The organism is Pseudonocardia sp., from assembly GCF_050246655.1.
In the GTDB taxonomy this organism is placed as follows: domain Bacteria; phylum Actinomycetota; class Actinomycetes; order Mycobacteriales; family Pseudonocardiaceae; genus Pseudonocardia.
This window is the reverse complement of the sequence record NZ_JBFWVQ010000094.1, coordinates 1-22578: the sequence shown is the minus strand read 5'-3', so window position 1 is coordinate 22578 and position 22578 is coordinate 1. Positions and strand designations below refer to the sequence as shown.

Genomic DNA, 22578 nt, shown 5'->3' with positions numbered 1-22578 from the left:
ATCTTCGTCATCGCCTCGGACGGCGACATCGAGGAGGGCGTCACCAGCGAGGCCAGCTCGCTCGCGGGCACGCAGCAGCTGGGCAACCTCACCGTCGTCTACGACGACAACCGGATCTCCATCGAGGACGACACCCGCATCGCGCTGTCGGAGGACACCGCGAAGCGCTACGAGGCCTACGGCTGGCACGTCCAGGTCGTCGAGGGCGGGGAGAACGTCACCGGCATCCTCGCGGCCCTGGAGGCTGCCAAGGCCGAGACGGCGCGGCCGTCGTTCATCCTGCTGCGCACGGTCATCGCGTTCCCCGCGCCGCACGCCATGAACACCGGAAAGGCGCACGGCTCGGCGCTGGGGGCGGACGAGGTCGCCGCGGTGAAGCGGATCCTCGGGTTCGACCCGGACAAGAGCTTCGCGGTCGACCCCGAGGTCCTCGCGCACGCCCGGAAGGTCGCGGACCGGGGCCGCGAGGCACATGCCGCCTGGCAGAAGGGCTACGAGGACTGGACCGCCCGCGAGCCGGAGCGCCGCGAGCTCCTGGAGCGGTTGCTGCGCCGCGAGCTGCCCGACGGCTGGGAGAAGTCCCTGCCCGTCTGGGAGCCCGAGCCGAAGGGGATCGCCACCCGCAAGGCGTCCGGTGAGGTGCTGGGAGCCCTCGCGCCGATCCTGCCGGAGCTGTGGGGCGGCTCGGCCGACCTCGCCGAGAGCAACAACACCACCATGGAGGGCGAGGGCTCGTTCGGGCCCGAGTCGATCTCCACGAGCATGTGGAAGGCCACCCCGTACGGCCGCACGCTGCACTTCGGCGTCCGCGAGCACGCCATGGGTGCCATCCTCAACGGCATCGCCCTGCACGGGCCGACCCGCCCGTACGGCGGCACGTTCCTCGTGTTCAGCGACTACATGCGCGGCGCGGTGCGCCTCGGCGCCGTCATGCAGAGCCCGTCGATCTACGTCTGGACCCACGACTCCATCGGCCTCGGCGAGGACGGCCCCACCCACCAGCCGATCGAGCACCTGGCCGCGCTGCGGGCGATCCCGAACCTGCAGGTCGTGCGGCCGGGCGATGCGAACGAGACGGCTGCGGCGTGGAAGGGGATCCTGGAGCGGACGTCCGGGCCGTTCGGCCTGGCGCTCACCCGCCAGAACCTGCCGATCCTGGAGGGCACCTCCACCGAGGGCGTGAACCGGGGCGGGTACGTCCTGCGCGAGGCCGGAAGCGACGGGGCCGGGACACCGCGGCTGATCCTGATCGCCACCGGCTCGGAGCTGCAGATCGCCGCCGAGGCGCGCGACGTGCTGGAGGCCGACGGCGTGCCCACCCGCGTCGTCTCCATGCCGTGCCTGGAGTGGTTCGAGGCCCAGGACGAGGCGTACCGCGAGTCCGTGCTGCCCGGGGACGTCCTCGCGCGCGTCACCGTCGAGGCCGGGGTGGCGCAGCCCTGGCACAAGTACGCGGGCACGGCGGGCGAGTGCGTCTCGATCGAGCACTTCGGCGCCAGCGCCGACTTCAAGACCCTGTTCCGCGAGTTCGGCTTCACCACCGAGGCCGTCGTCGCCGCCGCCCGCCGCAGCCTCGAGCGGGCCTGACCATTCCTGGAGGGGACCTTGACCGGACAACGCGAGACCGACCGACTGGGCGCTCTGGCGGACGCGGGCGTCTCCATCTGGCTCGACGATCTGTCGCGCGAGCGGCTGCGCAGCGGCAACCTCCAGTCACTCATCACCGACCACCACGTCGTGGGCGTCACGACCAACCCGACGATCTTCGCCGGCGCGCTGGCGCACGGGGAGGCCTACGACGAGCAGGTCCGGGAGCTCGCCGCCCGCGGCGCGTCGGTCGCCGACGCCGTGCGCGAGATCACGGTGAGCGACGTGCAGCAGGCCTGCGACGTCTTCCGCTCGACGTGGGAGGCCACGAACGGCGTCGACGGGCGGGTGTCGCTCGAGGTCGATCCCGGCCTCGCCCGCGACACCGACGGCACCGTCGCGCAGGCCCTCGACCTCTGGAAGGCGGTGGACCGGCCGAACCTGCTGGTGAAGATCCCGGCCACGCAGGAGGGCCTGCCGGCCATCACGCAGGCGCTCGCCGAGGGGGTGAGCGTGAACGTCACGCTGATCTTCTCCGTCGAGCGCTACCAGGCCGTGATGGAGGCCTACCTGGCGGGCCTGGAGCGCGCGTCGGCCAACGGCCACCAGCTCGGCTCCATCGCCTCGGTGGCGAGCTTCTTCGTCTCCCGCGTCGACACCGAGATCGACAAGCGGCTGGAGGCGATCGGCACCGACGAGGCGCTCGCGCTGCGCGGCAAGGCGGGAGTGGCGAACTCGCGGCTGGCCTACGCCGCGTTCCAGGAGGTGTTCACCGGAAAGCGGTGGGCGCAGCTCTCCGCGCAGGGGGCCAGGGTGCAGCGCCCGCTGTGGGCGTCCACCGGGGTGAAGAACCCGGACTACCCGGACACCCTCTACGTCACCGAGCTCGTCGTCGCCGACACCGTCAACACGATGCCGGAGAAGACGATGGACGCCTTCGCCGACCACGGCGAGGTGCACGGCGACCGCGTCACCGGCCTCGCGGGCCAGGCGCAGGAGGAGTTCGACGGGCTGGCGCAGGTCGGGGTCGACCTGCCCGACGTGTTCGTCGTGCTGGAGGACGAGGGCGTGGACAAGTTCGAGAAGTCCTGGGCGGAGCTCGGCGAGACGGTCCGGTCGCAGCTCGACCAGGCCCGCTGACGGCCGTGCCCACCCGAACGACGGCGCCCGCCGATACCTCGGCGGCGCTCAACGGCCGGGTCGCGCGGGACCGGGTCAACCCGCTGCGCGACCCGCGGGACAAGCGCCTGCCCCGCATCGCAGGGCCCTGCGGGCTGGTGATCTTCGGCGTCACCGGCGACCTCGCGCGCAAGAAGCTCATGCCCGCGATCTACGACCTCGCCAACCGGGGCCTGCTGCCACCGGGCTTCGCCCTCACCGGCTTCGCCCGGCGGGACTGGGCCACCGAGGACTTCGGCCAGGTGGTCTACGACGCGGTGCGCGCCCACGCGCGCACCCCGTTCCGCCAGGAGGTGTGGGACCGCCTCGCCGAGGGCTTCCGGTTCGTCCCGGGCAGCTTCGACGACGACAACGCCTTCGACCGGCTGGAGCAGACCGTCCGCGACCTGGACCGGATCCGCGGCACGGGCGGCAACCACGCCTTCTACCTGTCGATCCCGCCGGGCGCGTTCCCGGTGGTGCTCAAGCAGCTGGCCCGCTCGGGCCTCTCGGCGCAGGACGGCGACCAGTGGCGCCGCGTCGTGATCGAGAAGCCGTTCGGGCACGACCTGCGCTCCGCGATCGAGCTCAACGAGATCGTGGGCGACGTCTTCCCCGAGGACTCGGTGTTCCGCATCGACCACTACCTCGGCAAGGAGACGGTGCAGAACATCCTGGCGCTGCGCTTCGCCAACCAGCTGTTCGAGCCGATCTGGAACGCCCACTACGTGGACAGCGTGCAGATCACGATGGCCGAGGACATCGGCCTGGGCGGGCGCGCCGGCTACTACGACGGCATCGGGGCGGCCCGCGACGTCATCCAGAACCACCTGCTGCAGCTGCTCGCGTTCATCGCGATGGAGGAGCCCACCTCGTTCTCCTCGGCCGACCTGCGCCTGGAGAAGATCAAGGTGCTCAACGCCACGCGGCTCGTCGGGCCGCTGGACGAGACCACCGCCCGCGGCCAGTACACCGGCGGCTGGCAGGGCGGTGAGCTGGTGCCGGGCCTGAAGGAGGAGAAGGGCTTCGACCCGCAGTCGCGCACCGAGACCTTCGCCGCGATCACCTGCGAGGTCGCGAAGCGCCGCTGGGCGGGCGTGCCGTTCTACCTGCGCACCGGCAAGCGGCTGGGCAGGCGCGTCACCGAGATCGCAGTGATCTTCAAGCGGGCGCCGCACCTGCCGTTCGACGCCACCATGACCGAGGAGCTCGGGGAGAACGCGTTCGTGGTCCGGGTGCAGCCGGACGAGGGCGTCACCATGCGGTTCGGGTCGAAGGTGCCGGGCAGCCAGATGGAGGTCCGCGACGTCACGATGGACTTCGGCTACGGCACCGCGTTCACCGAGGCGTCGCCGGAGGCCTACGAGCGGCTGATCCTGGACGTGCTGCTCGGCGAGCCGTCGCTCTTCCCCGTCAACGACGAGGTCGAGCGGTCCTGGAAGATCCTCGACCCGGTCATCGAGCACTGGGGCGCGTCGGACGCCCCGCCCGATCCGTACCCCGCCGGGAGCTGGGGGCCGGAGTCGGCGCGGCGGATGATGGCCCGCACCGGGCGCACCTGGAGGCGGCCGTGATCGTCGACCTGCCCAGCAGCACCACGTCCGTGGTCAACCGCAAGCTCGTGGAGCTGCGCGAGTCCGGCGGCGTGCTCGCCCTGGGCCGCGTGCTCACCCTCGTGGTCGTCACCGACGACGGCGGCGCCGTCGAGGACGCGATCGAGGCCGCGAACACCGCGAGCCGCGAGCATCCGTGCCGGGTGATCGTCATCGCCCGCGGGGCCCGCAGGGCCGCGGCGCGCCTGGACGCCCAGATCCGCGTCGGCGGGGACGCGGGCGCCAGCGAGGTCGTCGTGCTGCGCGGCTACGGCCCGCTCGCTGCGGACGAGCCCAGCGCGGCGATGGTCGTCCCGCTGCTGCTGCCGGACGCCCCGGTGGTGGCCTGGTGGCCGTCCGACGCGCCCGCCGTCCCGTCCGAGCATCCGATCGGGCGGCTCGCGCAGCGCCGGATCACCGACGCGCTGTCGGCCCGCAACCCGATGAAGGCGTTCGAGCAGCGCCGCGCCGGGCACGCCGCGGGCGACACCGACCTCACCTGGACCCGGCTCACGCACTGGCGGGCGGTGCTCGCGTCCGCCCTGGACAACCCGCCGTTCGAGCCGGTGACGGCCGCCGTCGTGAGCGGCGAGGCCGTCTCCCCGTCCACCGAGCTGATGGCGGGCTGGCTCGCGGCACGGCTGTCGGTCAAGGTCAAGCGGGCCCCCGCCGAGTCCGGGCCGGGGCTCGTGTCGGTGCACCTCACGCGCCCGTCGGGGCGCATCGAGCTGGTACGGCCCGACGGCAAGGTCGGGAGCCTGCGCGCCCCCGGCCAGCCGGAGCGTCGCGTCGCGCTCTTGCGGCGCACCGTCCCGGACTGCCTGGCCGAGGAGCTGCGCCGGCTGGACCCCGACGACATCTACGCCGAGGCCCTGGCCGGGATCGCGAAGGTCAGCCGCGGGCGCACGCCCGTGCGGGTGGGGGTGTGACGAGCGGATGAGCACCGACGTCAGCGTCGCCTCCGAACCGAACGTCCTCGCCACGGCCGTCGCGGCACGCCTGCTCACCCGGCTCGTCGACATCCAGGCCGCGGGCACCGTGCCGCGGATCGTGCTCACCGGCGGCGGGATCGGCATCTCGGTGCTCGAACGGATGCGCGAGACCGTCGCCCGGGACGCCGTGGACTGGTCGCGCGTGGACTTCTTCTGGGGGGACGAGCGGTTCCTGCCGCCCGGCGATCCCGAACGCAACGAGACCCAGGCGCGCGCCGCGCTCCTGGACCACGTGCGCGTCGACCCGGAGCGGGTCTTCGCCATGGGCGCGGACACCGGCACCGGGCCGCAGGGCGCGGAAGCGGCCGCCGAGGACTATGCGGCGGTGCTCGCCCGTCGCGCCCGTCCCGAGGACCACGGGCCCGTCCCGGTGTTCGACGTGCTGATGCTCGGCATGGGGCCCGAGGGGCACACCGCGTCGGTGTTCCCGCACTCCCCCGCGGTGTACGAGACCGAGCGCACGGTCGTGGCCGTGCACGGCTGCCCCAAGCCGCCGCCCACCCGCGTGTCGCTCACGCTGCCCGCGATCCGGCGGGCGGCCGAGGTGTGGATCGTCGCGGCAGGCGAGTCGAAGGCGCCGGTCGTGGCGATGGCGCTGGGCGGGGCGGGCGAGACGGCGATCCCCGTGGCCGGGGCACGGGGGCAGCTGCGCACCCGCTGGCTCCTGGACCGGGCCGCCGCCGGGAAGCTGCCGCGGGAGCTCACGCCACCGATCGCGTGAGCGGTCCGGACGAGGGCCCGGACGACCGGGCCGTCACCGAGGTCGTCGTGGACGGGGCGAACGTCGTCGGGTCGCGGCCCGACGGCTGGTGGCGCGACCGCGCCGGGGCGGCCCGCCGGCTCGCCGCGCGGCTCGTGGCGGGGTTGGACGGGCCGGGCCTGGGCTCGGCGCTCGGAGTGCACGGCGGGTACCGGGTGCACCTGGTGCTGGAGGGCGCCGCCGCGCGCGCCGCGGACCTGCCCGAGCACCCTCGCCTGCTGGTGCACCACGCCCCCGCCGACGGTGACGCGACGATCGCCGCGCTGGCCGGCGAGCTGGGTGGCACGTTGGGCGGCGGTGTGCTCGTCGTGACCGCGGACCGGGCCCTGCGCGCCCGGGTCATCGCGGTGGGGGCACGGGTCACCGGCCCGGCGACGCTGCTCGGCGCGCTCCCGGGGTGAGGTTCGTCCGTCCGGAGTAGATCCGGCGTGCGGTCGGCCCGTCACAACGAGCGATCGGTCGTGACGGGTGTCACCCTGTGCCGATGTGCCCCGCGGCCGACGGTGACAGGCGCGTGGACGGGACCGACGGTTCCGCCACCGCCGTGCACGCCGCCGGGCCGGAGGGCGGGGACGCCATCAGGATCGACCGCAGCGACAGCAGGACCGACGGCAGGGTCGACAGCAAGATCGACGGCAGGATCGACACCGAGATCGACCTCGACCGCGCCGGTGCCGACGAGGCCGAGCGTCCCGCGCGGCACCTGCCGCCTGGGCTGCACCGCGTCGTCGCGGTGATCGCCGCCGGCCTGTCCGTCTACGCGCTGTACTGGGTGTTCCGGCCGCTCCCGGTACTCCAGTACCGGATGAGCTTCCTCGCCGTGGTGCTGCCGCTGACCTTCATCGTCTACCGCCCCGGCCTGCGCCGTCCGCCCGAGGGCCGCCCCGACCGCCCCGGCGTCACGGACTGGGTGCTCGCCGCCGCGTCGCTCGTCGCGTGCGTCTACCCGCTGCTGGTGTTCGACGACTTCATCCGCCGCGCCTTCGCCCCCACGACCCTCGACATCGTCATGGGCACCCTGTGCACGCTGCTGGTGCTGGAGGCCTGCCGGCGCACGGTGGGCCCGATCCTGCCGGGGATCTGCGTCGGGTTCGTCCTGTACGCCTACTACGGCGGCTACCTGCCGGCGTCCTGGTCGATCTCGCACGGCGGCTACGACTTCGACCGCATCATCGTCGCGCTCTACAACGGCACCGAGGGCATCTTCGGCGTGCCGCTGGACGTGGCCGCGACCTACATCGTGCTGTTCACCCTCTACGGGGCGGTGCTGGAGCTCTCCGGCGCCGGACGGTTCTTCGTCGATCTCTCCTTCGCCGCGTTCCGCCGCTCCGCCTCCGCCCCCGGACGCACCGTGACGCTCGCGGGTTTCCTGCTCGGCACGGTGTCGGGCTCGGGCACCGCGACCGCCGTCACGCTCGGCACGGTGACGTGGCCGATCCTGCGCCGCGCCGGCTATCCGCCCGCCCAGGGCGGCGGCGTGCTCGCCGCGGCCGGCATCGGGGCGATCCTCTCCCCGCCCACGCTCGGCGCCGCCGCCTTCCTCATCGCGGAGTTCCTGCGCGTCTCCTACCTGCAGGTCCTCATCTACGCGACGGTTCCCACGCTGCTGTACTACCTCGGCGTCATCCTCGCCGTGGAGATGGACGCCCGCCGGTTCGGGGCGCGTGCCGTGCGCGTCGACACCGCGTCGGCGTGGCGGCTGCTGCTGCGGTTCGGCTACCACTTCAGCTCGCTCGTCGCGATCGTCGTGTTCATGGCGCTGGGCGCCTCGCCGTTCCGGGCCGTCGTCTACGCGACGGTCATCGCGTTCGCGCTCTCGTTCCTGGACCGCGAGCACCGGCTGACCCCGCGACGCTGCGGCGAGGCGCTGTCGAAGGGGGCGCTGTCCGTCCTGCCGATCACCGCCACCACCGCGGCGGCCGGGATCATCGTCGCTGTCGTGACGCTCACCGGGCTCGGGCTCAAGGCGTCGTCGATCATCGTCGGGGCGTCCGGGGAGAACCTCGCGATCACCGCCGTGCTGGCGGCGATCACGGTGCTGCTGCTCGGCCTCGCCGTCCCCGTCACGGCGTCGTTCATCATCGCCGCGGTGATCATCGGGCCGGCGCTGCAGACGCTCGGGGTGCCGGTCGAGGCCACGTACATGTTCATCTTCTACTTCGCGGTGCTCTCCGAGGTCACCCCGCCGACGGCGCTCGCGGCCGTCGCCGCCGCCGCGATCACGGGCGCGAACGCGTTCCGCACGATGATGGCCACCTGGCGCTACACGCTGCCCGCCTTCCTCGTGCCGATGGCGTTCGTCCTCACCCCCGGCGGTACCGCGCTGCTCGGCATCGGGCCCTTCGGCGCGACCGCGCTCGCCGCGCTGGTGGCCGCGGTCGCCGTGGTCGGCCTCGCGGTGGCGACAGGCGGCTGGATGCTCGGCCCCGCCCGCGTCCCCGAGCGGGTACTCGCAGGTGTGGCGGCCGTGCTGCTGCTCGTGCTGGAACCGGTGCCCGTCGGCATCGGCCTCGGCGCGCTGGCACTCGCGCTCGGGGTGCACCTCGTGCTGCGGCGCGGGAGGACAGGCAAGAACGGTAATGAGAAAGCCGCCTCCGGCGGCGGTGACAAGAGAGCCGCCTCCGGCGGCGGTGACAAGAGAGCCGCCTCCGGCGGCGGTGACAAGAGAGCCGCCTCCGGCGGCGGTGAGGAGCGGACGACGTGAGGCGCTGGACACGGACGATCGCGGCGGTCGGGCTGGCGGTGGTGCTCGCGGGCGTCACCGCCTGCGGAGGTGCGCGCGGCGGCGGGGACGGCGCCGACGGCGCGGCGTACTCCGGCGGGCGGCTGTCGATCGCGACCGGCAACACCACGGGCGTGTACTACCAGCTCGGCGGCGGCTACGCCGACCTGATCTCGCACAACATCCCGGGCTACACCGCCACCGCCGAGGCCACCGGCGCGTCGGTGGAGAACCTGCAGCGCGTCGCGTCCGGCAGCTCGGACATCGCGTTCACGCTCGCGGACTCGGCGGCCGACGCCGTCGCCGGCACGGGCTCGTTCACGCAGCCGCAGCCGATCCGCGCGCTCTCCCGGATCTACACGAACTACACCCAGGTCATCGTGCGATCCGACGCCGGGATCGCGACGGTCGCGGACATGGCGGGCAAGCGGGTCTCCACGGGCTCGCCCAACTCGGGCACCGAGGTGATCGCGCTGCGCCTGCTGCAGGCCGCGAACCTGGACCCGGACACCGGCGTCCAGCGCCAGGCCCTGTCGCTGCCCGAGACCGTCCAGGGCATGAAGGACGGCACCATCGACGCGATGTTCTGGTCCGGCGGCCTGCCCACCGGCGGCATCACCGACCTCACGACGTCGCTCGGGACCGGTGTGACGTTCGTGCCCCTCGACGGGCTGCTGCCCGCGATGCAGACCCAGCACGGGCCCGTCTACCAAGCCGCGAGCATCCCGGCGTCCACCTACGGCCTGCCGGGCGACGTCGCGACGATCGGCGTGCCGAACCTGCTCGTCGTGAACGCGGACATGCCCGACGAGCTCGCCGCGTCGCTCACGAACCTGCTGTTCGACAAGCAAGCCGACCTGGAGAAGGTGCACCCGGAGGCGGCCAACATCTCCCGTGACACCGCGCCGGACACCGCGCCGGTGCCGCTGCACCCCGGGGCGCAGCGGGCGCTCGGCGGATCGTGATCAGATGACGTCGTAGACCTGTTCCGGCGCCACCGCGAGCAGGCGGTCGGCCATCTCCCGCTTGAGCACGTCGAGGTGCGCCTCCTCGTCGGAGGTGCGTCCGGACCGCTGCGCCAGCTCGACGAACTCATCGGTGACGAACCCCTCGCGGATCTCCAGCCGGACCGACCGGTCGCCGTGGGTGAACACGAAGACGTACCGCTCCAGCGTCCGGCCGCGGTCCGGCCGGGCGAGGCCGGGATCGACGGTGTAGCGGTCCTCCGTGACCGCCCGGGTGACGAGCTCGATCGCGTCGCGCGCACCCGGGCCGGCGAACGCCGTGCCGACCCGGATCTCGCGGCGCCGCGGCGGCCCGCCGGCGGCGAGCAGCGGCCACGCCCGCAGCATCGCGACGAACCCGTGCGCCACACCGCCGGGGGCGACCGGCCCGTGGTAGCGGTTCAGGTCGTCGAGCCCGAACCGGAGTGTCGTCCCGACGTCGACGACCTCCAGCACGCCGTCCCTCATGGCGACACCCGCTGGACGGCCTGCCCCAGCCAGGGCAGGAACCCGTCGAGGAACCGCTCGGTGGCGGGCATGAAGTGGCTGCCGAAGTGGTGCAGCGGGTCCAGCGTCGCCACGACGAGCGTGCCGGGGCTGCTGACCCGGTCCACGTAGAGCAGGGCCTCTCCGGTCGGCAGCGTGACCAGCACCTCCGCTCCCGGCGGCGGGTCGAGGGCGCCGTGGTAGTGCCAGGTGCAGTCGCGCAGCGCGAGGTGGGTGAAGAGCTCGTGGTCGGGCGACGGGGAGCCCAGCTCCAACCGGGAGCCGGGATCGAGCCACCACCAGTAGTTCGTGGGGCGGTGCTCCCAGCGCACGCCGGGCAGGAACTCCGGGATCGGCTCGCCCCCGGCGAACGCGACGACGGTGCCGCCCGCGTCGAGCAGCTCCAGGATCCGGGGTGCCGCCTCGGTGAGCCGCCCGCGGTGCATCCGCTCGGGCAGGATCAGCCCGTCCAGGCCGGTGAGGTCGGTCCGGGCGAGGTCGGGGAGGTAGATCAGCCCGCCGGTGAGGTGGTGCGCGTACTTCGCCACGGTGAGCGCGCGGTGGTGCGCGGCGCCGCCGCCGTAGACGGCCGCGAGCCCGCGCACCGGCTGCCCAGGGTCCCGCACCGGCGGAGGCGGCGTGGCGGGCGGGGCGGTGCCCGCCGGTGCCCCGGCCGCCACCGCGGCCCGCCGCACGGCGGCCTCCTCGCGGGCCCAGGCCACGAGCTGGTCGGGCACTCGGGCACCGGTGCCGTTGTGCTCCCCCAGCCCGAGCAGCTCACCGCTGGCGTGCACGAGGATCGTGCCGCGGGTCGAGACGCGGTCGACGTAGGTCGCGGGCTCCCCGCCGGCGAGCCGGACGAGCACGTCCGCACCCTCCGGCGGCGGGTGGTGGCCGCGGGCGAAGAACCCGGCCACGCCGCGCCGGAAGGTCAGGTCCGCCGCCTCCACGCCGTCGAAGATCGGGTGCGGGGCCACCTCCGCCACCCGGTAGGCGGCCAGGCCCGGACGCGGCAGCGCGACGAACGGCGACGCCCCCGGCAGCCAGTCCCGGTGCAGCTGCCCGCCGAAGTGCAGCACGCCGCCCCCGTCCAGGAAGCGCTCGACGACGTCGCGGTGGCGCGCCAGGAACTCCTGGTCGGCGGTGGCTCCCACGACGAGCAGGTCGTAGCCCGACAGGTCCACCTCCGGCAACGCGTAGCAGTCGATCAGGTCACCCCGCGTCGACCTCTCGGGCGAGCGGATGTCCATGTCGAGCACGGCGACGGCGGCAGCGATCACGGTGACCTCCGGGTGTGCAGGCGGCGGGCAGCGGCGAGCAGGTCCGCGGTGTACGGGTGCGCGGGTCGGGCGAGGAGGGTATCCGTGGGCCCGCTCTCGACCACGTGCCCCGCACGCAGCACGACGAGGCGCGCGCAGGTGCGGGCGGCGAGCGCGAGATCGTGGGTGATGTGCACGACGGCGGCCCCCGAGCCCGCCGCGAGTTCGTCGAGCAGGTCGACCATCTCGACCCGCAGCGACGCGTCGAGCATCTGGGTCGGCTCGTCGGCGAGCAGCAGCCGGGGCCGCGTGACGAGCGCCCTGGCCAGGGCGACGCGCTGGCGCTGGCCCCCGGAGAGCTGGTGCGGGTGGGCCCGGCGGTGCCGCGGCTCCAGCTGGACGGCGTCCAGCGCCGCGTCCACGCGCGCCGCACGCTCCCGCGGGTCCGGGCAGGTGCGCCGGATCACCAGCGGCTCGGCGACGGCCGCGTCGACCCGCAGCGTCGGGGCCAGGGAGGCGTACGGGTCCTGGAACACCAGGTGGACGGCGTGGCGCAGGCGCCGCGCCGCCCGCGGCCGGGCCCGGAGGACGTCCGCGCCGTCGAGCTCGATCCGGCCGGAGTCGATGCGGTCCGGTGCGACCAGGCCGGCGACGGCGCGCGCCACCGTCGACTTGCCCGCGCCCGAACCACCGACGAGCCCGACGGTCTCCCCGGCCGCCACGTCGAGGTCGATGTCCTGGACCCCCGCCCCGTTGGGGAACCGGATGGTGAGCTCCCGGACGGCGAGCACCGGGGTCACGTGATCACCGGCTCGGGCAGCGTGGGCACCGCCGCGACCAGGGCGCGCGTGCGGGGATGGGCGGGCGCGTCGAGCACGCGCCCGGTCTCGCCGATCTCGACGAGCCTGCCGCCGTCCACCACCCCGATCCGGTGGGCGATGCGGGCCACCGCGGGCAGGTCGTGGGAGATGACGAGGATCGCGATCCGCCGCCTCGCGTGCAGGCCCGCGAGCAGGTCCAGCAGGGTGTCCTGGGCGAGCACGTCCAGGCCGCTCGTCGGCTCGTCCGCGATGAGGACCGCCGGGTCCGCGGCCAGCGCGATCGCGATCACCACACGCTGCCGCATGCCGCCCGACAGCTGGTGTGGATGGTCGGCGCCGCGCGCGGGATCGAGCCCGACGTCGGCCAGCAGGGCGTCCGCGCGGGCGCGCGCCGCTTCCGGGCCGATCCGCCCGTGCGCCGCGACCGCCTCGGCGACCTGCGCACGGATCGTGTGCACGGGGTTCAGCGCGCTCATCGCGTCCTGCGGCACGAACGCCACCGTGCGCCCCCGCAACGCGCGCAGGCCGGGCGCGTCCAGGGTGGCGGTGTCGTGGCCGTCCACCAGGATCCGCCCGCTCGTCACCCGGCCCGCGGGCGGCAGCAGCGTGGCCACCGCGGCGGCGATCGTCGACTTGCCGCTGCCCGACCCGCCCACGAGCCCGACCGTCTCGCCCGCCGCGACGTGCAGGGTCACGTCGTGCACCACCTCCCTGCCGCCGTAGGCCACCGACAGGTGCTCCACGACGAGGGGGTGCCCGCCGTCCACCCGGGGCGGTGCCTGCGTCGCACGGCGCGCGGGGGGCGTGTGGTCGCGCAGCTGGGGGCGCGCCCGCTCCTCCAGGCCTTGGCCGATCATGGCGAACGCCAGCACGGTGGCGGCGATCGCGAGCCCCGGCGGCAGCACCCACCACAGCCACGCGTCGGTGAGGAACGCGCTGCGGGCGTGCGCGAGCGAGAGCGTGGTGCCCCAGCTCTTGGTGGTCACGTCACCGAGCCCGAGGAAGGCGAGTGCGGCCTCCAGCCCGATCGCGACCTTCGTGGCGATCACGAACTGGGGCGCGAGGACGGGGGTCACCGCGGGCAACACGTGCCGGGCGAGTACGTGGCGCGACCCCGCGCCCATCGCCCGCGTGGCCTGGACGTGGTCGCGCTCGCGCACCGAGAGCACCTGGGCGCGCAGCTCGCGGGCCACCCGCGCCCACAGCACGGCGCCGATGATGCCGATCTGGGTGGCGAGCCCGGGACCTGCGAAGACGCCGACCACGATGGTGAGCGGCACCACCGGCAGCGCCAGAACGACGTCCGTACCACGCATGAGCACGGTGTCGGTCCGCCCGCCCCGGTAGCCCGCGACGAGGCCCACGAGCAGGCCCACGCCCGTGGCCAGCAACGCCGCCACGATCCCCACGGTGAGCGACACCCGGGCTCCGAAGATCAGCTCGGAGAGCAGGTCCTGCCCCACGTCGTTGGTGCCCAGCGGGTGTTCCGCCGACGGGGTGCCGAAGGGGACGCCCACCCTCGCGTCCGGGTCGTAGGGAGCGAGGAACTCGGCGCCGAGCGCCACGGCGGCGATCGCAGCGAGCAGCACGATCCCGAACCGCAGCGAGCCGTTCAGGCCGCCGGTCATGTCGTCACCGCCCGCCGTACCCGCGGATCGAGCAGCGGGTAGGTCAGGTCCGCCACGATGTTGGCCGCCACGACCCCGATCGTCACGATCAGCAGCACGCCCTGCAGCACCGGGTAGTCCCGGGCGATCACGGCCTCGTGGATCAGCTGGCCGAGGCCGGGATAGGCGAACACCGACTCGACGACGACCGCACCGGACAGCAGCGCCCCCAGCGCGAGCGTCACGTTCGTGTACACCGGCAGCAGGGCGTTGCGCAGCACGTGGTGCAGCGCCACCCGCCGCTCGGCGATGCCCTTGGCCCGCGCCAGCCGGACGAACGGCTCGTCGAGGGCCGCCACCATCGACCCGCGGGCGAGCAGGAAGAACTCGCCCAGCATCGCGAGCGCGAGCGTGGCGACCGGCAGGATCAGCCGCGCGCCCGCGTCCAGGTACCAGTCGATACCGCCGCCGGAGATGGGCGCCCCGCCGTAGGAGGGCAGCAGGCCCAGCTGCACCGCGAACACGGCGACGAGGATCATCCCGATCCAGAAACCGGGCATCGAGTCCAGCGCCAGCACACCCCCGACGGTGACCCGGTCGGCGCGCGAGCCCCGCCGCCACGCCGCCCACGCGGCGAGCAGGATGCCGAGCGTCGCGGCGACCAGGATCCCCAGGCCGACGAGGACGACCGTCCACGGCAGCCGGTCCAGCAGCACGTCGGTGACCGGGCGGTTGTGCTGCACCGAGATCCCCAGGTCGCCGTGCAGGAGACCGGCCCAGAACGCCGCGTACTGCTCGGGGATCGACCGGTCCAGCCCGTAGCTCGCCCGGATCTGCGCGGCCTGCTCCTCGGACAGGCCCTGCAGCGGCCCGATGTAGAAGTAGGTGACCGGGTCGCCGGGGGCGAGGTGTGGCAGTGCGAAGTTCACCGTTGCCGCGACCCACACGACCAGCGCGCACTGCCCGACCTTCGCCGCGACGCCCCGCACCGGGCTCACCGGGCGGCGACGACCGCGCCCGCGTCGCGGCTCACCTGCCCGGGCAGGAGCGACCACTTGTGCACCACGCCGAAGCCGGGCGACTCCATCCAGCCGGCGTAGCGGTCCGCGCGCACCGCGTAGTACTCGTCGGGGTAGTAGAGCGGGACGGACGTGGGCTGGCGGTTGAACAGCTGCTGCATCTGGAACGAGACGTCGCGGCGCGCGTCGTTGGTCGATGCAGCCCGCCACTGCTCGAAGAGCGCGTCGAACTCGGGGTATGGGATCGTCGGCGCCTTCCACAGGTAGCCCGAGCGGTGCGACATGATGAACTGGTCCGGGTCCGCGACGCCGTGCGCGGTGATCGTGCCGACCTGCAGGTCGAACTCGCGCTTGGTGTTGCGGTCGGTGAGCGTCCCGGCGTCCACCCCCTCCACCGTGGCCGCGATCCCGACCTTCCCCAGATCCTCGGCCGCCAGCTCGGCTGCCCGCACGTCCGCCGGGAAGGCCGCGTTGACCAGGATCGCGGGCCGCAGCGGGCCGGACGCGATCTCCCGCACGCCGTCGCCGTCGGTGTCGCGCACGCCCGCGGCATCCAGCAGCGCCGCCGCCTCCGTCGCGTCGAACGGGGTGGACAGGCCCGGCGCGGTGTGCGGCGAGTCCGGGTGCGGGTAGCCCTGCAGCGCTGGGCGCGCCCTGCCGAGCCCGACGACCGTGCTGAGCTGCTCCTTGTCGATCGCCCGGCTGATCGCGCGGCGCACCTCCGGGACGTCGTACGGCGCACGCTCGTAGTTGATCCGCATCTCCGGGAACTGGTAGGGGGCCGTCCGGATCACCTCGATGCCGCCGGACCCGCCGCCGAACTGGTCGACCAGCTCGGGGGCGAGCGGCCGGAACGTCGCGTCGATCTCGCCGGTGCGCAGGGCCGTGAACGTCGTCGACGGGTCCTCGATCACCGGGACCTCCAGCGCCGCGACCTGCGGCGGCCCGGCGAAGTAGCGCTCGTTGGCCTCGAAGCGGTAACCGTTGCCGGGGGCGTAGGCGACCAAGCGGTACGGCCCGGTCCCGACCGGCAGCGCCGTCACCTTCTTCGCGTCCTGCGGCGGGACGGCGGCCCAGACGTGCTCGGGGATGATCGGCAGGTCCGCGAGCGTCACGTCGCCGAGTTCGGGGCAGGCGAACGCGCAGGTGAACCGCACGGTGTCGGCATCGACGGCCGTCGCGGTCACCGTGGGGATGTCCGCGACGTGGTGGGTCCACCGGCCGGTCGGCGCCTCGCGCATGTACCGGAACGTGAAGACGACGTCGTTCACGCCGAACGGGGTGCCGTCGTGCCAGGTGACGTCGGGGCGCAGGTCGGCCTCCCACGTGGTGGGGTCGACCGCGCGCACGGCGGTGGCGAGCCACGGCGTCGGCTCGGCGACGTACGGCGACGGGGCCACGAGCTTGTCGTAGACCAGCTCGGCCAGTGGTTCCGACACACCGGCGAACAGGTTGACGGGCCCGCGGTCCTCGTGGATCGCGATCGTCAGCCGCTCGGTGTTCTCGGGTGCCTCGGTGGCCCCCGCGCAACCGGCGAGCACGCCCGCGGCCAGGACAAGCGCTAGAACTCGTCGCATCTCCCCGCCTCTGAAAGTTAGGCAAACCTCATTGAGGTCACGGAAGCCTAAGCGAGCGAGAGGGGAGCGACAAGATTCGATTGCGCAGGCGGGGCGCAGAGATGGCAACCTTCGGACCGGTACGCCTCCGGCCGTTGTCGATCAGGGGAACCAGGGCCGCACGCCCCACCCCCTGGTGATCACGGTGGTGGGGCGGCGGCCCGGACGGCTCAGCCCTGCTCGTCGGGGAGCCTCCCGTGGAGGAAGTCGTCGTAGGCGCTGAGATCGAGGAACCCGTGCCCGCAGAAGTTGAAGAGGATCACCTTCTCCTCGCCGGTCTCCTTGGCGGCGAGCGCCTCGTCGATCACCGCCCGCACAGCGTGCGCGGCCTCCGGGGCCGGGATCTTGCCCTCGATCCTCGCGAACTGCGCCGCGGCCTCGAAGACCTTGCCCTGCGGGTAGGCGACGGCCTCCATCCGCCCGTCGCGGACCAGCGCGGACACCAGCGGCGAGTCGCCGTGGTAGCGCAGCCCGCCCGCGTGGATCGACGGCGGGACGAAGTCGTGGCCGAGGGTGTACATCGGCAGGAGCGGGGTGAAGCCCGCGGTGTCGCCGAAGTCGTAGTCGAAGCGGCCCTGGGTCAGCGTGGGGCAGGACAGCGGCTCCACGGCGAGCAGCCGCACCCCGGCGTCGGGCACGAACGGGAATGCGATCCCGCCCAGGTTCGAGCCGCCGCCGCACGGCGCGATGACGACGTCCGGCAGCCGCTCCCCGGCCAGATCCAGCTGCTCGCGCGCCTCCAGGCCGATGACGGTCTGGTGCAGCAGCACGTGGTTGAGCACCGACCCGAGGGCGTAGTGCGTGTCCTCGCGCCCGACGCAGTCCCGGACGGCGTCGGAGATCGCCGAGCCCAGCGAGCCCGGGTGGTCCGGCTCGTCCACCGGGGACGGGACGACCTGCCCGCCCCACGTCTCGATCGCGATGCGGCGGTAGGGCTTCTGGTCGTAGGACGCGCGCACCATGTAGACCTGCAGCTCCAGGTCGAACTGGCTGCACGCGAACGCGAGCGCGGTACCCCACTGCCCCGCCCCGGTCTCGGTGGACAGCCGCGCGATGCCCTCCTGCTTGTTGTAGAACGCCTGCGGCACCGCGGTGTTCGGCTTGTGGCTGCCCGCGGGCGACACCGACTCGTCCTTGAAGTAGATGCGGGCCGGCGTGCCGAGGGCCTTCTCCAGACGGACGGCGCGCACCAGCGGCGTGGGGCGCCACAGTCGCAAGATGTCGAGCACCTCACCGGGCACGTCGATCCAGGGCTCCGCCGACACCTCCTGCCCGATCAACGCCATCGGGAACAGCGGGGCGAGGTCCTCCGGGCCGACCGGCTCGCGCGTGGCCGGGTGCAGCGGCGGCTGCAGTGGCGTCGGCAGGTGCGGCGCCACGTTGAACCAGGCGGAGGGGATCCGGTCGGGCGGCAGTGTCCAACGGGTCATGCGGCGCACGCTAGCGCGTGCCCCACCCGACCCGGGAATACTTGGGTCCAACGGGCCAAGCGGCGCACGCTAACGCGTGCCCCACCCGACCCGGAAATACTTGGGTCCAACTTGCCCCCCGACCCGGGAATACTTGGGTCCAACGGGCCAAGCGGCGCTTGCCGTCTGTCCAGGCTTGGTGAGGCGCCGGGCGGACCCGCCTCGCAGACTTCCGACACTCCTCGCAGACGCCGCAGCCCCTGCGAAGCGCGCGCAACCCCTGCGAAGACCGCGGCCCGACCCGCCTCACAGGCCCCCGACACCCCTCGCAGACGCCGCAGCCCCTGCGAACCGCACGCAACCCCTGCGAAGCCAGCGGCCGGCCCTGCGAAGCGCACGGGATCCCTGCGAAGACCGCGGCCCGACCCGCCTCACAGACCTCCGACACCCCTCGCAGACGCCGCAGCCCCTGCGAACCGCACGCAACCCCTGCGAAGACCGCGGCCAGCCCTGCGAGGCGCGCGCGACCCTGCGAAGACCGCGGCCGGCCCTGCGAACCGCGCGGGATCATTGCGAGGCGCAACCGGGCGGGACCACGGCCGAGACTGCCGCCCGGGAGACCGGGAGACCCAGGGACCGGGAGCGTCAGAGCTCGCGGGACGCGCGTAGGCGCCCGAGCGCCTCCTCGAGGATCGCGGCGCCGTCCGCGTCGCTGCGCCGCTCCTTCACGTAGGCGAGGTGGGTCTTGTACGGCTCGGTGCGCGGTGGTGCGGGCGGGTGCTCGATGTCGCGCCCCGCCGGGAGACCGCAGCGTGGGCAGTCCCACAGCTCCGGTATCTCCGCCCCTGACGCGAACGACGGCGCGGTGACGTGCCCGCTGGCGCAGTAGTACGCGATGCGCTCGCGCGGAGCCGTCTCGCCGCGCTCGGACTCCCCCATCGGTCCCGCTCCGACGCGGGTTCCCCTGATGGCGTTCCCACCTGCCATGGCCGTGCCTTTCGTACGTTCCAGATGCCCCGGCGCCGCCGGGGCCTTGCCAGGTTCCCCGCCCGCGGCGGGGAACCGGAGACCTCAGCCGCCGATCTTCACGAGCATGCCCGTCCCGATGATCGCGACGATCCAGATCGCGCCGACGAAGAGGGTGAGGCGGTCGAGGTTCTTCTCCACGACGCTCGACCCGGACAGGCTCGACTGGACGCCGCCACCGAACAGGCTGGACAGACCGCCGCCGCGGCCCCGGTGCAGCAGGATCAGCAGCACCAGCAGGACGCTGGAGATGATCAGCACGATCTGGAGCGCCAGTTGCATCCGCTAAGACACCTATCCGTCCGTCGCGAGCGGGCGAGGCCGTCCGCGCCATCGTGGGGACCGCCAGGGTACCCGCCGCCGACGACGGTGCCGTCGCCGGTGTGCTCGCCCCTATCGGTTCATCCGTTACACGCACGAACGGCCCGTGCGGTTCCCGCACGGGCCGTTCGCACGACGTCGCCCGGCGCGAACGGCCCGGATGGGAAGACCTATTTCCCGTACGTGCCGTTCGCGCTCTCGAGATCACCGCACCGCACCGGGCTATGGCAACCGCACCGCACGGGCTATGGCAGCGGCCCACCCGCGGTGATCGCGCACAGCTGGGCGAACTCGTCGGCGTCCAGGCTGGCGCCGCCGACGAGCGCGCCGTCCACGTCGGGCTGGGCGGCGATCTCGCCGACGTTCTTGGCCTTCACCGAACCGCCGTAGAGGATGCGCACACCGCCGGCGACGGCGTCCCCGTACAGCTCGGCGAGCGCCCCGCGCAGCGCGGCGCACACCTCCTGGGCGTCCTCCGCGCTCGCGACGCGGCCGGTGCCGATGGCCCACACCGGCTCGTACGCGACGACGATCGACGCGGCCTGCTCGGCCGAGACCTTCGCCAGCGCCGCCGTCAGCTGCGCCGTGCAGTGGCCGACGTGCTCGCCGGCCTCGCGGATCGCCAGGCCCTCGCCCACGCACAGGATCGGCACGAGCCCGTTCGTGAACGCGGCGTGCACCTTGGCGTTGACGAGCTCGTCCGTCTCGCCGTGGATCTCGCGACGCTCCGAGTGCCCGACGACGACGTAGCGGCAGCCGAGCTTCGCGAGCATCGGGCCGGACACGTCGCCGGTGTAGGCGCCGGAGTCGTGCGGGGACAGATCCTGCGCGCCGTGGACCAGCAGCAACCCGTCACCGTCGATCATGGTCTGGATGCTGCGGATGTGGGTGAACGGCGGCAGGACCGCGACCTCGACCTTGTCGTAGTACTTCTCGGGCAGCGCGAACGCGAGCTTCTGCACCAGCGCGATGGCCTCGAGATGGTTGAGGTTCATCTTCCAGTTGCCGGCCACCAGCGGCTTGCGGCTCATGCGCGACACCTCATTCCGCACCCTCCAGCACCGCGAGGCCGGGCAACTCCTTGCCCTCCAGGTACTCCAGCGAGGCACCGCCGCCCGTCGAGATGTGCGAGAAGCCGTCCTCGGGCAGGCCCAGCGCGCGCACGGCCGCGGCGGAGTCCCCGCCGCCGACGACGCTGTATCCCCCGGAGGCCGTCGCGTCCACGATCGCCTGCGCCACCCCGCGGGTGCCCTCGGCGAACGGGGCCAGCTCGAACACCCCCATCGGGCCGTTCCAGAACACGGTGGCCGCGCCTGCGAGCACCTCGGCGAACGCCGCGACCGACTCGGGCCCGATGTCGAGGCCCTTCCAGCCGTCCGGGATCTCCGCCACGTCGACGGTGCGGGTGTTCGCCTCGGCCGAGAAGTCGTCCGCCACCACGACGTCGGTGGGCAGGACGATCTTTCCGGACTCCAGGAGCTTGCGGCAGTTGTCGATCTGCTCGGTCTCCAGCAGCGAGTCGCCCACGGAGTGGCCGAGGGCCGCGAGGAACGTGAAGCACATGCCGCCGCCGACCAGCAGCGAGTCCACCTTGGGCAGCAGCGCCTCGATCACGGCGAGCTTGTCCGAGACCTTGGAACCGCCGAGCACCACGACGTACGGGCGGTCCGGCGACTCCGTGAGAGTGCGGAGCACCTCCACCTCGGCGAGCACCAACCCGCCGGCGTAGGCGGGGAGGATCTCCGCGACGTCGTACACCGACGCCTGCTTGCGGTGCACGACGCCGAACCCGTCGGAGACGAACGCGCCGTCCTCGCCGACCAGCGCGGCGAGCTCCTCCGCGAGCGCCGCGCGCTCGGCCGGGTCCTTCGACGTCTCCCGCTGGTCGAAGCGGATGTTCTCGACCAGCACGACCTTGCCCGCCACCATCTGCGGCGGGCCCGCCTCGAGCGCCACCACCCGCACCGGGACGTTGAGCAGCTCGGACAGGCGCGAGGCGACCGGCGCGAGCGAGTACTTCGGCTCCGGCCCGCCCTTCGGCCGGCCGAGGTGTGCCGTGACCACGACCTTGGCCCCCGCCTCGGCGAGCGACAGGATCGTCGGGACGGAGGCGCGGATGCGGCCGTCGTCGGTGATCCGCCGGTCGTCGTCCGGGCCTTCCAACGGGACGTTGAGGTCGGCGCGCACGAGCACGCCGCGCCCGTTCACGTCCTCGTCGAGAAGGTCGTCGAGCGTCCTCACAGCGACGACGCCACGAGGCCGGTGAGGTCCACGAGACGGTTGGAGTAGCCCCACTCGTTGTCGTACCAGCCGACGATCTTGACCTGGTTCCCGAGGACCTTGGTCAGGCCCGCGTCGAAGATGCAGGACGCCGGGTCCGTGACGATGTCCGAGGAGACGATCGGCGCCTCGGTGTAGGACAGGATCCCCGCGAGCGCGCCCTCCGCGGCGGCCTTCATCGCCGCGTTGACCTCCTCGACACTGGTCTCGCGCCCGACGACCGCCGTGAGGTCGGTGGCCGAGCCGGTGGGGATCGGCACGCGCAGCGCGTAGCCGTCCAGCTTGCCCTTGAGGTGCGGGAGGACCAGGCCGATCGCCTTCGCCGCGCCCGTGGACGTCGGGACGATGTTCAACGCTGCGGCACGCGCCCGGCGAAGATCCTTGTGCGGGCCGTCCTGCAGGTTCTGGTCCTGGGTGTAGGCGTGGATCGTGGTCATCAGACCCTTCTCGATGCCCACCAGGTCGTCGAGCACCTTCGCCATCGGGGCGAGGCAGTTCGTCGTGCAGGACGCGTTCGAGATGACCGTCTGCGAGCCGTCGTAGGCGGCGTCGTTCACGCCCATGACCACGGTGATGTCCTCACCCGACGCGGGCGCGGAGATGATCACCTTCGCCGCGCCGGCCTCCAGGTGCTTCGCGGCGGCGTCGCGCTTGGTGAAGATCCCCGTGGACTCGACGACGACGTCCACGCCGAGCTCCTTCCACGGCAGCTCCGCGGGATCGCGCACCGCGAGGCCCTTGAAGCCCTTGCCGTCCACGACGATCTCGTCGTCGTCGGCCGAGACCTCGTAAGGCAGCCTGCCGAGGATCGAGTCGTACTTCAGCAGGTGCGCGAGCGTCTGGTTGTCGGTGATGTCGTTCACCGCGACGATCTCGATGTCCGAGGTCCCGGCGACGCGCTGCGCATCCACTGCCCGCC

General features: G+C 73.2%; 20 protein-coding genes. 8 read left to right on the top strand and 12 right to left on the bottom strand.

Going from position 1 to position 22578, the window contains the following annotated elements; genetic code table 11:
• From AB7J25_RS23525 to AB7J25_RS23490, 8 genes are all read left to right on the top strand, one after another.
• Positions 1 to 1587, top strand: a 1587-nt coding sequence (locus AB7J25_RS23525) for a transketolase family protein (protein WP_428512203.1), incomplete at its 5' end; no start/stop codon positions are given.
• An 18-nt stretch (positions 1588 to 1605) separates the two neighbouring features.
• Positions 1606 to 2727, top strand: coding sequence for a transaldolase (tal, locus tag AB7J25_RS23520; RefSeq protein ID WP_428512201.1), 1122 nt, complete (start codon positions 1606 to 1608; stop codon positions 2725 to 2727).
• Between the two features lie 83 nt (positions 2728 to 2810).
• A complete protein-coding gene (gene zwf / locus AB7J25_RS23515; protein WP_428512207.1) occupies positions 2811 to 4319 on the top strand; it encodes a glucose-6-phosphate dehydrogenase in 1509 nt (502 codons plus the stop codon).
• Positions 4316 to 5266 carry a glucose-6-phosphate dehydrogenase assembly protein OpcA gene (opcA, locus tag AB7J25_RS23510; protein WP_428512199.1) on the top strand — a complete coding sequence of 317 codons (951 nt, stop codon included), beginning with the start codon at positions 4316 to 4318 and terminating at the stop codon, positions 5264 to 5266. The genes zwf and opcA overlap by 4 nt, the downstream gene beginning before the upstream one ends.
• Before the next feature lie 7 nt (positions 5267 to 5273).
• The gene (gene pgl, locus AB7J25_RS23505) at positions 5274 to 6050 is read left to right on the top strand and encodes a 6-phosphogluconolactonase (protein WP_428512197.1); all 777 of its coding nucleotides are present in this window, start codon (positions 5274 to 5276) and stop codon (positions 6048 to 6050) included.
• Entirely contained in the window at positions 6047 to 6490 is a 444-nt protein-coding gene (locus AB7J25_RS23500) for a hypothetical protein (protein WP_428512195.1), read from the top strand. The genes pgl and AB7J25_RS23500 overlap by 4 nt, the downstream gene beginning before the upstream one ends.
• 113 nt (positions 6491 to 6603) lie before the next feature.
• Complete coding sequence (locus AB7J25_RS23495; protein ID WP_428512193.1) at positions 6604 to 8793, top strand: TRAP transporter permease; 2190 nt, start codon at positions 6604 to 6606, stop codon at positions 8791 to 8793.
• Positions 8790 to 9776 carry a TAXI family TRAP transporter solute-binding subunit gene (locus AB7J25_RS23490; protein ID WP_428512191.1) on the top strand — a complete coding sequence of 329 codons (987 nt, stop codon included), beginning with the start codon at positions 8790 to 8792 and terminating at the stop codon, positions 9774 to 9776. Before AB7J25_RS23495 ends, AB7J25_RS23490 begins: the two co-directional genes overlap by 4 nt.
• Here AB7J25_RS23490 and AB7J25_RS23485 read toward each other — a convergent pair whose 3' ends face one another.
• The 12 genes from AB7J25_RS23485 to gap form a co-directional block, all read right to left on the bottom strand.
• Positions 9777 to 10283, bottom strand: coding sequence for a hypothetical protein (locus tag AB7J25_RS23485; protein WP_428512189.1), 507 nt, complete (start codon positions 10281 to 10283; stop codon positions 9777 to 9779). It abuts the gene before it with no gap.
• The gene (locus tag AB7J25_RS23480; RefSeq protein ID WP_428512187.1) at positions 10280 to 11581 is read right to left on the bottom strand and encodes a hypothetical protein; all 1302 of its coding nucleotides are present in this window, start codon (positions 11579 to 11581) and stop codon (positions 10280 to 10282) included. Before AB7J25_RS23480 ends, AB7J25_RS23485 begins: the two co-directional genes overlap by 4 nt.
• Positions 11578 to 12360 carry an ABC transporter ATP-binding protein gene (locus AB7J25_RS23475; RefSeq protein WP_428512185.1) on the bottom strand — a complete coding sequence of 261 codons (783 nt, stop codon included), beginning with the start codon at positions 12358 to 12360 and terminating at the stop codon, positions 11578 to 11580. The genes AB7J25_RS23480 and AB7J25_RS23475 overlap by 4 nt, the downstream gene beginning before the upstream one ends.
• Entirely contained in the window at positions 12357 to 14009 is a 1653-nt protein-coding gene (locus tag AB7J25_RS23470; protein ID WP_428512184.1) for an ATP-binding cassette domain-containing protein, read from the bottom strand. The genes AB7J25_RS23475 and AB7J25_RS23470 overlap by 4 nt, the downstream gene beginning before the upstream one ends.
• Complete coding sequence (locus AB7J25_RS23465; protein WP_428512182.1) at positions 14006 to 14977, bottom strand: ABC transporter permease; 972 nt, start codon at positions 14975 to 14977, stop codon at positions 14006 to 14008. Before AB7J25_RS23465 ends, AB7J25_RS23470 begins: the two co-directional genes overlap by 4 nt.
• 5 nt (positions 14978 to 14982) lie before the next feature.
• Positions 14983 to 16584: an ABC transporter substrate-binding protein gene (locus AB7J25_RS23460; RefSeq protein WP_428512180.1), complete on the bottom strand. Its 1602-nt coding sequence runs from the start codon at positions 16582 to 16584 to the stop codon at positions 14983 to 14985.
• A gap of 209 nt (positions 16585 to 16793) precedes the next feature.
• Complete coding sequence (locus tag AB7J25_RS23455; RefSeq protein ID WP_428512178.1) at positions 16794 to 18053, bottom strand: TrpB-like pyridoxal phosphate-dependent enzyme; 1260 nt, start codon at positions 18051 to 18053, stop codon at positions 16794 to 16796.
• 624 nt (positions 18054 to 18677) lie between these two features.
• Positions 18678 to 19019: an RNA polymerase-binding protein RbpA gene (locus AB7J25_RS23450; protein WP_428512176.1), complete on the bottom strand. Its 342-nt coding sequence runs from the start codon at positions 19017 to 19019 to the stop codon at positions 18678 to 18680.
• Between the two features lie 84 nt (positions 19020 to 19103).
• The gene (gene secG / locus AB7J25_RS23445; protein ID WP_428512174.1) at positions 19104 to 19340 is read right to left on the bottom strand and encodes a preprotein translocase subunit SecG; all 237 of its coding nucleotides are present in this window, start codon (positions 19338 to 19340) and stop codon (positions 19104 to 19106) included.
• 284 nt (positions 19341 to 19624) lie between these two features.
• The gene (tpiA, locus tag AB7J25_RS23440) at positions 19625 to 20410 is read right to left on the bottom strand and encodes a triose-phosphate isomerase (protein ID WP_428512172.1); all 786 of its coding nucleotides are present in this window, start codon (positions 20408 to 20410) and stop codon (positions 19625 to 19627) included.
• Between the two features lie 10 nt (positions 20411 to 20420).
• Complete coding sequence (locus AB7J25_RS23435; protein WP_428512170.1) at positions 20421 to 21620, bottom strand: phosphoglycerate kinase; 1200 nt, start codon at positions 21618 to 21620, stop codon at positions 20421 to 20423.
• Entirely contained in the window at positions 21617 to 22570 is a 954-nt protein-coding gene (gap, locus tag AB7J25_RS23430; protein ID WP_428512205.1) for a type I glyceraldehyde-3-phosphate dehydrogenase, read from the bottom strand. The genes AB7J25_RS23435 and gap overlap by 4 nt, the downstream gene beginning before the upstream one ends.
• Positions 22571 to 22578: the final 8 nt, after the last annotated feature.